Annotated in this window: 9 protein-coding genes and 4 pseudogenes; 11 read left to right on the top strand and 2 right to left on the bottom strand. The window is 61.1% G+C overall.

Features of this window, described 5'->3' with window-relative positions; all coding sequences use genetic code 11:
* A pseudogene (locus tag A4G99_RS25150) lies at positions 1–108 on the bottom strand (FAD-dependent oxidoreductase); the annotation flags it as partial.
* Positions 105–230 (bottom strand): hypothetical protein, encoded by a 126-nt coding sequence (locus A4G99_RS28700; protein ID WP_255359081.1) that lies wholly within the window; start codon positions 228–230, stop codon positions 105–107. The pseudogene A4G99_RS25150 and the gene A4G99_RS28700, both read right to left, overlap by 4 nt.
* Before the next feature lie 172 nt (positions 231–402).
* On the opposite strand from A4G99_RS28700, the gene proC reads away from it, so the two are divergent.
* The 11 genes and pseudogenes from proC to A4G99_RS09280 form a co-directional block, all read left to right on the top strand.
* The gene (gene proC, locus A4G99_RS09330) at positions 403–1,179 is read left to right on the top strand and encodes a pyrroline-5-carboxylate reductase (protein WP_082837768.1); all 777 of its coding nucleotides are present in this window, start codon (positions 403–405) and stop codon (positions 1,177–1,179) included.
* Positions 1,172–2,008 carry a glutamate 5-kinase gene (gene proB, locus A4G99_RS09325; RefSeq protein ID WP_066142548.1) on the top strand — a complete coding sequence of 279 codons (837 nt, stop codon included), beginning with the start codon at positions 1,172–1,174 and terminating at the stop codon, positions 2,006–2,008. Before proC ends, proB begins: the two co-directional genes overlap by 8 nt.
* A gap of 47 nt (positions 2,009–2,055) precedes the next feature.
* A pseudogene (locus A4G99_RS09320) lies at positions 2,056–3,386 on the top strand (glutamate-5-semialdehyde dehydrogenase).
* A 175-nt stretch (positions 3,387–3,561) separates the two neighbouring features.
* The gene (locus A4G99_RS09315) at positions 3,562–4,947 is read left to right on the top strand and encodes a glucoamylase family protein (RefSeq protein ID WP_066142535.1); all 1,386 of its coding nucleotides are present in this window, start codon (positions 3,562–3,564) and stop codon (positions 4,945–4,947) included.
* A gap of 90 nt (positions 4,948–5,037) precedes the next feature.
* Positions 5,038–5,802: pseudogene (locus A4G99_RS09310) on the top strand (SDR family NAD(P)-dependent oxidoreductase).
* Between the two features lie 224 nt (positions 5,803–6,026).
* A complete protein-coding gene (locus A4G99_RS09305; protein WP_082837769.1) occupies positions 6,027–6,464 on the top strand; it encodes a TRAM domain-containing protein in 438 nt (145 codons plus the stop codon).
* A 240-nt stretch (positions 6,465–6,704) separates the two neighbouring features.
* Complete coding sequence (locus A4G99_RS09300) at positions 6,705–8,363, top strand: ABC transporter substrate-binding protein (protein WP_066142543.1); 1,659 nt, start codon at positions 6,705–6,707, stop codon at positions 8,361–8,363.
* A gap of 38 nt (positions 8,364–8,401) precedes the next feature.
* A pseudogene (locus tag A4G99_RS29815) lies at positions 8,402–9,403 on the top strand (ABC transporter permease).
* Position 9,404: 1 nt separating this feature from the next.
* Positions 9,405–10,394: an ABC transporter permease gene (locus A4G99_RS09290; RefSeq protein WP_066142528.1), complete on the top strand. Its 990-nt coding sequence runs from the start codon at positions 9,405–9,407 to the stop codon at positions 10,392–10,394.
* A gap of 10 nt (positions 10,395–10,404) precedes the next feature.
* Positions 10,405–11,526 (top strand): ABC transporter ATP-binding protein, encoded by a 1,122-nt coding sequence (locus A4G99_RS09285; protein WP_066142523.1) that lies wholly within the window; start codon positions 10,405–10,407, stop codon positions 11,524–11,526.
* A gap of 29 nt (positions 11,527–11,555) precedes the next feature.
* A partial coding sequence (locus tag A4G99_RS09280) for a dipeptide/oligopeptide/nickel ABC transporter ATP-binding protein (RefSeq protein WP_150123078.1) occupies positions 11,556–12,195 on the top strand: 640 nt, incomplete at its 3' end.

The following is a 12,195-nucleotide window of genomic DNA, read 5'->3' as shown; positions in this document are numbered from 1 at the left end:
TTCCCCCGGTCGAAGACGACGGTGTCGAGGCCGTACCGTCGCGGCGAACACGCCCGCCGAACTGCCGCCGGGACCACCGCCGACGATGACCACGTCGTAGTCGGTCATCGAACTCGCCCCGCGGTGCTGTCCGTCCCGTCGTCCGACCGCGGGACTTCACGGGTATCCCGGTGCGGCGGTTGCTTCGTCCTGGCCGAGCGATCTCCGAGTTCCGTCGGATGTCCTACCATGTTTTTAGGCTCGCCTAAAATTTTATAGAGGTTTCGGTCGGACCGTCGGTCGATCCGATATCGGTGCCCCGATCGGTCGGCTATCGTTGTCTTCCGACACCTTCCGCTCGAACGCAGTCTCTGCCGTAACCAACGCCGTTTTGTCATCGTCACGACGACGGGACAACATACGATGGTACATGCCAGCGTCGTCGGCTGCGGGAACATGGGTGGTGCGCTCGTGAGAGGCTTGTCGAGAAGCGGAAATCACGCCGTCACTGCCTGTGACGTGGACCCGGATGCACTGGAAGCGGTGTCGGAGTACTGTGAGAAAACGACGACGGACCTCGCGGAGGCGACCGAATCGAACGTCGTGTTCGTCGCCCTGAAACCGGATCTCGTGGGCGACATCGTCGCCGAACTCGACCTCTCGTCCGAACAGACACTGGTCTCCATCGCGGCGGGCGTCCCGACGACCGCGCTCGAACCGTTGACCGACGCGACGGTGGTCCGACTCATGCCGAACCTCGCGGCCGAGTCGGGCACCATGGCGGCGGCCATCGCCGGGGACGAAATCCCCGAAACCGTCCACGAACTCCTCGACGACGTCGGTGTAGTCGTCGAAATCGACGAATCGGCGATGGACGTCGCAACCGCGGTCAACGGCAGCGGCCCGGCGTTCGTTTTCTACTTCATCGACGCTATGGCACGGGCGGGAGTGAACGGCGGCCTCAGTCGGCAGGACGCGAGAACGCTCGCCGCACAGACGTTCAAAGGAGCGGCGGAGACGGTGCTCCAGTCCGACGAGAGCGTTCCCGACCTGATAGACGCCGTCTGTTCACCGAAGGGGACGACGATAGAAGGGATGGAAGTACTCCGCGACAGTTCGGTCGAGGGAACCGTCACCGAGTCGGTCGCCGCCGCCGAAAACCGATCCAAGGAGCTGATGGTCGAGTATGACGATGAGTGATACCGTCGAACGAAATTCGCTCGAACGGGCGCGGCAACGGGCGGCGACGGCCGACCGCGTCGTCGTCAAAGCCGGAACGAACTCGTTGACGGACGACACGTCGAACCTCGACGACGACAAACTCGACAAACTCGTCGACGACGCCGTCGCTCTGCTCGAAAACGGGAGCGAGGTGCTGTTCGTCTCCTCCGGTGCCGTCGGCGCGGGGAAGGGCCGGGTCGGCTACCCCGACGACACCGTCGAGGAGTCACAGGCGCTCTCGACCGTGGGCCAGTCCCACCTCATGCGACGCTACACGGAGAGCTTCGAACGCTACGACCGAAAGGTCGCCCAGATACTGGTGACCCAGCACGACCTCGACAATCCGGAACGGTTCACCAACTTCCAGAACACGGTCGAAACGCTGTTGGAATGGGGTATCGTGCCCATCATCAACGAAAACGACGCCGTCGCCACCGAGGAGATTCGAATCGGCGACAACGACATGCTGTCGTCGTCCATCGCAATCGGCGTGGATGCGGACCTGCTGGTCACACTCACGGACGTCGGCGGCGTGTACACGAGCAACCCGAAGGAGGACCCCGCGGCCGAACGCATCGAAGCTGTCGGGCGCAACTACGCGGAAATCCAGGAACTGGTGGACCGGAGTTCGACCGCCAAGTTCGGCGGCATCCAGACGAAGGTGTCCGGCGCACGGTCGGCGAGCGAGCACGGAATCCCGGCGATTATCGCAAAATCCACGAAGGAAGACGTCGTAGACAGAATCATCGACGGAAAACCGGTCGGGACGATATTCGTCCCGACGGACGACGCGCTCGACGACCGATAACCGCCGAACGACTGACGCCCACTCGACGACTGACCACTCTACAAACGATGGCCGAGAAATCCACCGAATCCAAAGTCGAAGAAGCACAGACCGCCGCGCTCGCGCTCGCGCAGCGAACCGACGACGACCGCTCGACGGCGTTGAACGCTATCGCCGACGCCATCCTGGCGAAAGAGGACGAAATCCTCGACGCCAACGAGCGGGACGTTCGTGAGGCGGAGGAGCGTCTCGCCGCGGGGGAATACAGCCGAGCCCTCGTCGATAGACTCGAACTCTCGCCGTCGAAACTCGAAAGCATCGCGGAGATGGTTCGGAGCGTCGCGACGCAGGACGACCCGCTCGGGAAGACGCTCACGGCGCGAGAACTCGACGAAGGACTCGAACTGTACAAGCGCACCGTCCCCATCGGCGTCGTCGGGACCATCTTCGAATCGCGCCCCGACGCCCTCGTCCAGATCGCCGCGCTCAGCCTCAAGTCCGGGAACGCGGTGATACTGAAGGGCGGCAGCGAGGCGAGTCACTCGAACAGGGTCCTCTTCGAAATCATCCGGGAGGCTACCGACGAGATGCCCGACGGCTGGGCACAACTCATCGAGGCCCGAGCGGACGTCGATACGTTGCTCGGCATGGACGACGCCATCGACCTCCTCATGCCACGGGGCAGTTCGGCGTTCGTGGAGTACATTCAGGACAACACGAGCATCGCCGTTTTGGGACATACGGAGGGAATCTGCCACGTCTACGTGGACGACGAGGCCGACCTCGAAATGGCGACGGAGGTCGCCTACGACGCGAAGGTCCAGTATCCGGCGGTGTGCAACGCCGTGGAGACCCTGCTGGTCCACGAGGACGTGGCCGTCGAGTTCCTGCCGAAAATAGCCGAGCGATACGAGGAAGCGGGCGTCGAATTGCGCGGCGACGAAGCCTCGCGCGACATCGTCGCCATGGAGGCGGCGAGCGAGGACGACTGGGCCACCGAGTACGGTGATCTGATCCTCTCGGTGAAGGTCGTCGAGTCGCTCGATGCCGCCATCGACCACATCAACGCGTACAGTTCGAAACACACGGAATCCATCGTCACCGAGAACGGTGACGCGCGAGCACGTTCATGCGGAGCCTCGACTCGGCGAGCGTGTTCCACAACGCTTCGACCCGGTTCGCCGACGGGTTCCGTTACGGACTCGGCGCGGAAGTCGGCATCAGCACGGGGAAGATTCACGCACGCGGACCCGTCGGCCTCGAAGGCCTGACGACCTATCAGTACTTCCTCGAAGGCGACGGGCAGGTCGTGGGGACCTACGCCGGGGAGGACGCCAAACCGTTCGTCCACGAGGAGTTCGACGGGGAGTGGACCCCCGGGTCGCTATCCGACCGATAGGGTTCCGAACCGTATCCTGCCGCCGTCTTTACTACTTTCTCCGACGGTCGGTAACTAACGATCCTTGACGAATGATTGACACTTACCAATCCTTTTTATTCACTTTTTACTGTATTATATTTTCGATCGAATAACGTATTTCTTGTAGCGGTCGCAATTCGAGGTGGGGAAAGTAATGACTGATAATGACACAGGGTACGGCAAGCGACGGAACTTCCTCCGAGCGGTCGGCGCGCTCGGTATCGCCGCCGTCGGCGGGACGGCGTCGGCGAACGAAGGGGCAAGAAATCGTGATGGTGGTCGATGTGGAGACGGACTCCGCGCTATCGCCCGTCACCACTATCGATTCTTCGAGGCGTTCACCTCGGACCTCGGACTTCCCGACGACACCGTGGAGGAGACGGGCGAGGGGATTCGGCGGTCGAACCGAACGTCCCCGTCGAATATCGCGATGTACGTCGTCAGCACGGTCGGTGCCGCCGAACTCGGGGTGCTCTCGGAACGGGAAGCGAGGGGGCGCGTGGACGCCGTCGTCTCCACGTTGGAATCGGTGGAGACGTGGAACGGCCTCTTCCTCCGGTGGTACGACATCCGGACTGGTCAGCCGTGGATGGAGACCCACGACGGGACGAAGTACGTCTCGACGGTCGATAACGGCCACCTGACCGCCGCACTGACCATCGTCGGCCAAGCGTACGGGGGCGAACTCGGACGGCGAGCGCGACGCCTCGTCCGGGTGCAGGACTACTCGCCGTTTCATCACCCGGACAACGGACGACTGATCGGCGGATACGATTACGAGAACGGACTCGACGACTGGACCTACGGGATGATAAACAGCGAACCCCGAGTCGCGAGTTACTGCGCCATCGGGATGGGTGACATCCCGAAGACGCACTGGTGGCGACCCCGCCGGACGTACACACCGGACGCCGACTGGACACAACAGCGTTCGAGCGGCGAGTGGCGCACGTACGACAGCGTCGACGTTTTCGAAGGGCACTACGAGTACGACGGAACGAAGTTCGTCCCCAGTTGGGGCGGCGCGCAGTTCGAGGCGCTGATGCCCTCCCTGTTCATCAAAGAGCGGGGACTCGGGACCCGTAGCTTCGGACTGAACAACGAACGCTGGGTGGAAGTCCAGAGAGACTTCGCGGATGCACGGAATTGGCCCGTTTGGGGTCTCTCCCCGTGCGGAACGCCCGACGGCTACGGGTCGTTCGGCGTCCCCCAACAGGGAGCGTGGAAGGACCACTACGCGCCCGGACCCATCGTGACGCCCCACGCGACGTTCCTCGCCCTCGACTACGCGCCTCACGCCGCCCGCGAGAACGTCCGCCGTCTTCGACGGATGGGGATCGACGGAACGTACGGGTTCTACGACTCGGTCAACGTCGAAACCGGCGAATTGACGGAGAAGTACTACGCGCTCGATCAGGGCATGTCGATCGCATCGATCGCCAACCACCTCACCGGCGGCGTCCTCAGGGAGTACTTCCACGAGAGCGACGTCGGACGGCGTCCGGAGGACCTCCTCGAACGCGAGGAGTTCTCCATCTGAGCACGTCCACGACAGGCGTCTCCCGGTTCGCCCGCCCATCTACCTTCCATTAATAAAAAGAAACAAGTTATCTCCTGACAATCGTTCCGTATGAGGATACAAAACAAAACAGTGTTCATCACCGGCGCGGGTCAGGGCATCGGCGAGGCGACTGCCAAGCGGTGTGCCGAGGAAGGTGCGTTCGTGGTCTGTACCGACGTGAACGAGGAGACGGGGTCGGAAACCGTCGCGGACATCGAGGACGCCGGTGGCGAAGCGGAGTTCCTCGAACTCGACGTGACGGACGCCGAGGCGTTCACGAACACCGTCGATGCCGTCGTCTCGGAGCGAGGACTGGACGTTCTGGTCAACAACGCCGGTGTCGGCCATCCCCCCGCGTACGCGGAGGACGTAAAGGAGTCCGTCTTCGAAGGCGTCTTCGACGTCAACGTTCGCGGCGTCTGGAACGGTTGTCAGGCCGCGCTTCCGCACCTCAAAGAACAGGGGTCGGGCAACGTCGTCAACGTCGGGTCGTTGGCGTCGTTCTACGGCCTGCCGATGCAGTCGGTGTACTCGTTGACGAAGGGTGCCGTCCTCAACTTCACCCGTGCGGTCGCCGCCGAGGCGGGCCGCGACGCGTTCGCGCGAACGCCGTCCTCCCGGCGTTCACGAACACCGAACTCGGAAACCAGTTCTTCGAAACGCGCTCGGACCCCGAGAAGGCGAAGGAACTCATGCTGAAACGCTACCCGCTCGGCCGATTGGCGGAACCCGAAGAGGTGGCCGATGCGATCCTGTTCCTCGCCAGCGACGAGCGAGGCGTCATTCGTGACCGGTCACGGACTCGTCGTGGACGGCGGATTCTCGGTGCAGTGAACGGGGATCCGGTGAAATAGGTTCGTTTCGTTCGGAACTATCTCCGTCTACGACGGAATCACGGACGTATCGTAACACGATTTTCTCGTATCAGCGTTTTCTCCGACTCCCGATTTCGAACTTCGCTCACCCCTTCAGTCCCCGATCCAGTATCCGATTTCCGACGTGAGAATCCGGCGACATACACATACGTTCTTATGTTCTCGCCGTCTCGAAACGAACAAATGGAGATACCTGACGAGTTGCTCTGCGTTTTCAGTGCACAAATCGAAGAACGAAACGGCGCGTATCATCTCACGCTTCCCGAGCGGGAACTGGATAACGGCGTCTTGGACGATGACGAAACGTATCGTGTCGCACTGCTCGGGTCCGGTTCGGAGCCCACGAAAACGCCCACAGCGACGACGAACCCGCAGGAGTCGACCCCCGAACCGACCGAAAGCCAACAACACACGTCGCCGCCGGTCGAAGTCGGGGACCGTCGAACCGTCGAAATCGAAGGCATCGGTGAGAAGGGCGATGGTATCGCCCGCGTCGAACGCGGTTACGTCATCATCGTTCCCGATACGGAGAAACGTGACCGGGTGACGATCGAGATCACCAAAGTGAGCGAGAACGTCGCATTCAGCGAAGTCGTCGAACGGAAACAGTACTACGAGTAGCTTCTTCGACCCGCTTTCGGATGTCGAAGTTCTGTTTCAATTATCTTTTTCAGTAATATGTGTTGTACACTATCGTTTATTGGGTAAAAATATTCCGGATATTCCACGAGCAACTGTCTATCTGGCGTGAAAACGAAAACGTCCCTACAGAAATATCGGCATAACCATTCATTTTGTAAACCTTTATATCCCCTGTCTACTCCTATGGGGATGCTACCCATAATCATGGAAAAAGATAGCATGACGGATTCTCGATCGATTCCGGACAAAATAAAGCGACGGCGTCTCCTTCAGGGAGTCGGAGCGGTCGGTATCGCCTCGCTCGCCGGTTGTACCGGTGGCTCGAACGATGACTCGTCTGGCGGCGATGGTGGTGACGGTGACAACACCAGCGATGGCGGAAGCGGATCACAGTCGGGGAACAAAAACAGCAAGCTGACTCTCTCGTTAGTGAAAAGCCCGCTGGAATTCGACCCCATCGTCCTCAACGACGTTCCCTCGGCGGAGGTGTCGGACCGAATCTTCGAGGGATTGTACACGTACGACGCCGGGATCAACCAGGTACCACAGTTGGCGACCGACAAGCCGGAGGTCAAGAACGACGGGAAGACGTACGTCGTGAAACTCAACACGGACGCCAAGTTCCAGAACGGCGACCCCGTCACGGCCGAGGACGTGAAGTACTCCTTCGAGGCACCCGTCAAGGAGGAGACGGAGAACGCGGCGGAACTCAACATGATCGATTCCGTGAAGGCTGTCGACGACCACACGGTTCAGTTCGATCTGAAGTACCCGTACGGTCCGTTCATGAACACCCTGACGTGGTCCATCGTCCCCAAGAAGGTCAGGGAAAAGAGCAAAAAAGATTTCAACAAGAAGATGCCGGTCGGCTCCGGACCGTTCAAGTTCGATAGCTGGCAGGAAGGGAAATCCGTCAAGATCTCCCGGTGGGACGACTACTGGGGCGACCTCACCCCGAACCTCGCAAAGGTTCACTACACACCGATCGAGGAGCCGACGACGCGCTTGACGAGCCTTCAGACGGGCGAGAGCGACGTCATCGAGGAAATCCCGCCGAAGCTCTGGCAGCAGGTCAAGGGCATGGGCGATGCGTCCATCGTGGCGACCAAGGCGTTGGGCTACTACTACCTCGCCTTCAACTGTAAGAAGGGGCCGACGACCAACCCGAAGGTTCGGGAGGCCATCGACTACTGTTTCGACATGGATCAGGCCATCTCGAACTTCGTCGAACCGACCGGCGTGCGCCAGTACAGTCCGCTGCCGGAACAGATCACGAAGAAGTGGGACTTCCCGCTCGACAAGTGGAAGAAGATTATTTCCCACGGCAAGGACATCGACAAGGCGAAACAGCTGTTCGACGACGCGGACGAAGTTCCGAACAACTGGACCGCCAAGATCATCGTTCCCCCGGACGACAAGCGCGAACAGCTCGGTATCACGGTCGCGAACGGCATGAAACAGGCCGGGTACAACGCCAAAGTCCAGCGGCTCGATTGGGGTGCGTTCCTCGACAAGTACGTCTCGGGCGACCCGAACGACTGCAACATGTACACGCTGGGATGGTCCGGCGGTCCTGACCCCGACGACTTCCTCTATTACTTCTTCACGGAGGACGCCCACGGATCGACCGACGGGACCTACTACAACAAGGTCAGCGACAAAATCGTCAACGCGCGAAAGTCCGCGGACCACGCCGAACGGAAGAAACTCTACTCCGAAGCCATCACTACGCTGCTGGAGGACCGGGCACACATTCCGGCGTACAACCTGAAGAACAGCTTCGGGATGAAAGACAATGTGCACGGATTCAAAGCACACCCGGTGTTGAGCTTCGTCCTCGCGACGCAGTACACCAACGTGTCCGTCGGGTCGCAATAACGCGACATCCCTTTCGATACGATTCAACGACAATATACATGGGAATCCTCCGTTACACAATTCGACGCTTATTACAGGCTATTCCGGTGCTTCTCGGTATCGTGACGATAACGTTCCTGCTGACCAACGCGATTCCGGGGGACCCGGTCAAAATCATGCTCGGACCGTCTCCGAGCGCCGAGATGGTAAACCAGATACGCGCCCAGTACGGACTGAACCAGCCGCTTCCGGTGCGATACGTACACTATCTCACTTCCGTCGCACAGGGCAACCTCGGGGACAGTATCTACTACCGAGGCGTCCCCGTGACGACGAAGATCATGCAGCGGCTTCCGGTGACGCTCCTGCTCATGCTGGCGAGTTTCACCTTCGCGCTGGTCGTGGCGATTCCGCTCGGCATCATTTCCGCGAATCGACGCAACCAACCGACCGATCACGCCACGCGTATCGCCGCACTCATCGGCGTCAGCACGCCCGACTTCTGGATCGGTCTGATGCTCATCATCGTCTTCGCCTACTATCTGAAATGGTTACCCGCGACGGGTCTCGTCCTCCCGTGGGCGAACCCGAGTTCGGTCGAACACGCGTCCTCACGCTTGGACGTGCTCTGGCAGACGTGCACGCATCTGTTGCTTCCCGGCGATAACGCTCGGCACGCTCCAGATGGCCGCAGTCATGCGTATCGAGCGCTCCTCGATGCTCGAAGTGCTCCAACAGGAGTACGTGAAGAAGGCGCGCGCCTACGGCGTCGCGGAGGGCAAAATCGTCCGGAAACACGCGTTCCGAACGCCCAACTGCCGGTCATCACGGTCGTCGGGCTTCAGCTTACCTCCGCGCTCGGCGGGGCGGTGCTGACCGAGACGGTGTTCAACATCAATGGAATGGGACGGCTCATCATCACGGCGGTCAACAATCAGGACTACCCGCTGATCATGGGGACGACGATCTTCTTCGGTTTGACGTTCGTCGTCGGTGTCGTTCTCACCGACATTTCCTACGCGTACATCGACCCGCGAGTGAGTTACGACGAGGTGGACTGAAATGGCAACTGGAGAAACAAGCACGGAAAACATCCGCACAACACAACGAACCGAGGAGCAAGAGAGCGAGACGAAAGTCGAAGCCCGCGTCGGATGGCGCTACACGGTCGAACAGGTTCGACGGGACACCACCGCGAGGATCGGCCTTTACATCATCGGGTTCATCCTGTTTCTCGCGGTGTTCGCGTGGATCGACGCGAAGCTGTTCAACTACGCCATCGTGAGCAGCTTCTGGCACAACCCGCTCAACGACCCGACGAGCGCCAAGATTCTGCGTCCCCCGATGGGAACGAGCAACGTCTTCGGGAAGGGGCTGGCACAGTACCCGCTCGGGACGGACCACCGCGGCCGGGACATCCTCGTTCGACTCGTCTACGGCTCGCGCATCGCCATGCAGGTCGGCATCGTCTCGACCGGCTTCGGGCTCATCTGCGGAACGCTCCTCGGCGCGGTCGCGGGCTACCACGGCGGATGGACCGACGACGTACTGATGCGATTCGCGGAGACGCTGTACGCGATTCCGTTCCTCGTGTTGGTCATCGCGTTCATGGCCGCGTTCGGCCGCGACCTGACCTTCGCGATGATCGGCGTGGGCATCACCACGATACCCGTCTTCGCCCGCCTGATCCGTTCGCGGGTCGTGAGTGTGCGCGAGGAGGAGTACATCGAGGCGGCCAAAGCCGCGGGGGTGCGCGACCGGAACATCATCCTGCGCCACGTCATCCCGAACAGCTTCGCACCCGTGCTCGTCCAAGCCACGCTGCAGGTCGGCATCAGCATCCTCATCGTCGCTGGTCTCTCGTTCCTCGGGTTCGGGGCACAGCCACCGACGCCCTCGTGGGGCCAGATGTTGAGCCAGTCGCGCGGGTACATGCTACCCGACCCGTGGTTCAGCCTCTGGCCGGGACTGGCCATCCTCGTCACCGTGATGGGGTTCAACCTGCTCGGCGACGGCCTGCGGGACGCACTCGACCCGCGAATCAACAACTGATATACGATATATGACAGAAACACTGCTACAAGTCGATAATCTGAAGACACAGTTCTTCACGGAGGAGGGCGTCGTCCGTGCGGTGGACGGCATCTCCTTCGACGTGAAAAAGGGGGAAATCGTCGGTCTCGTGGGCGAATCCGGGGCCGGGAAGAGCGTCGCCGCCCAGAGCATCCTTCGCCTGGTGGATTCGCCGGGCGAAATCGTCGGCGGGGAAGTCCGCTTCCGGGACGAACTGCTGTTCGGCGTCGAAGAAGGCCCGGACGGTGAAATGCGGGAACGCGAGGAGATGCTGTCGAACGAGGAGATGCGAAAGCAGATCCGCGGCACCGAGATTGCCATCATCTTCCAGGACCCGATGGAGAGCCTGAATCCCGTCTTCACCGTCGGGAGCCAACTCCGGGAGTTCATCGAACTCAACCGCGGCCTCTCGAAGTCGGACGCCAAGGAAGAAGCGATCAGCATGCTGCGGGAGGTGGGCATCCCGGAGCCAGTCGAACGCTACGACAACTACCCACACCAGTTCTCGGGCGGGATGCGCCAGCGCGTGCTCATCGCGATGGCGCTCGCGTGCGAACCGAGTCTGATCATCGCCGACGAGCCGACGACGGCGCTGGACGTGACCGTCGAGGGCCAAATCCTCTCGCTGGTCAACGATTTGCAGGCCAAATACGACACGAGTTTTATCTGGGTGACTCACGACATGGGCGTCGTCGCGGAGTTGTGCGACCGCGTGAACGTGATGTACCTCGGAGAAATCGTCGAGCAGGCCACCGTGGACGACCTGTTCCACGACACCAAACATCCCTACACGCGGGCGCTGTTGGATTCGATGCCGCGTCCCGACCAGACCGTCGACGAATTGACGCCGATTCGGGGCGTCATGCCGGAAGCCATCGACCCACCCCGTGGCTGTCGGTTCCACACGCGTTGTCCGGACGCCCGCGACATTTGTACCCAAGTCCACCCGGATGCCCGCGAACTGTCCGAGGAGGGCGAGTTCTCACACAAAGCGGCCTGCGTGAAACACGACGCGTTCGACGTGGGCTACGAACTCAGCGACCCCATCGAGATTCGAGCGACGGACGGAATCTCCGGGGACATCGTGACGGACGTACAGGGGGACGACTGAAATGAGCAACTCGGTAACGACGGGACGAGATGCGGAGAGCGAGACGGCCAACCGAGACCATCCTCGAAGTGGACGGTCTCACGAAACACTTCTCCGACAGCGGCGGCTTCCTGTCCGGCCTGTTCGGCGAGCAGAAGAGCGTCCGGGCCGTCGAGGACGTCTCCTTTTCGATTCGGAAGGGCGAGACGCTCGGCTTGGTCGGCGAATCGGGCTGTGGGAAAAGCACGCTCGCACGGACCATCCTGCGACTCATCGAACCGACGGACGGGACAGTGTACTTCAAGGGCAACGACCTGACCGCATTGGGCGGGGAAGAACTGCGTACCCAGCGCAAGGACATGCAGATGATCTTCCAGGACCCGCAGTCCTCGCTGGACCCGCGGATGAAAATCGGTCCCATCGTGGAGGAACCGATGAAGGCCCACGGGCTGTACGACGCCGACGAGCGCGAGGAGAAGGCACGCGAACTGCTGGCGAAGGTCGGACTGGACCCGCAGCACTACAACCGCCACCCGCACGCCTTCTCGGGCGGCCAGCGCCAGCGGGTGAACTTGGCGCGTGCGCTGAGCGTGAATCCGGACTTCATCGTCTGTGACGAACCCGTGACGGCGCTCGACGTCTCGATTCAGGCCCAAGTGCTCAACACGATGCGCTCGCTGCAGGACGAGT

It is taken from the genome of Haladaptatus sp. R4 (assembly GCF_001625445.1).
Classification (GTDB): domain Archaea; phylum Halobacteriota; class Halobacteria; order Halobacteriales; family Haladaptataceae; genus Haladaptatus.
The sequence above is the reverse complement of the archived record's forward strand: the minus strand, read 5'-3'. Positions and strand labels throughout refer to the sequence as shown.

Coding starts and splice junctions, on each gene's coding strand:
- proB (WP_066142548.1), top strand. CDS start 1,172: ATGAGTGATACCGTCGAACGAAATTCGCTCGAACGGGCGCGGCAACGG.
- A4G99_RS09305 (WP_082837769.1), top strand. CDS start 6,027: ATGGAGATACCTGACGAGTTGCTCTGCGTTTTCAGTGCACAAATCGAA.
- A4G99_RS09300 (WP_066142543.1), top strand. CDS start 6,705: ATGACGGATTCTCGATCGATTCCGGACAAAATAAAGCGACGGCGTCTC.
- A4G99_RS09285 (WP_066142523.1), top strand. CDS start 10,405: ATGACAGAAACACTGCTACAAGTCGATAATCTGAAGACACAGTTCTTC.
- proC (WP_082837768.1), top strand. CDS start 403: ATGGTACATGCCAGCGTCGTCGGCTGCGGGAACATGGGTGGTGCGCTC.
- A4G99_RS09315 (WP_066142535.1), top strand. CDS start 3,562: ATGACTGATAATGACACAGGGTACGGCAAGCGACGGAACTTCCTCCGA.
- A4G99_RS09290 (WP_066142528.1), top strand. CDS start 9,405: ATGGCAACTGGAGAAACAAGCACGGAAAACATCCGCACAACACAACGA.
- A4G99_RS28700 (WP_255359081.1), bottom strand. CDS start 230: ATGGTAGGACATCCGACGGAACTCGGAGATCGCTCGGCCAGGACGAAG.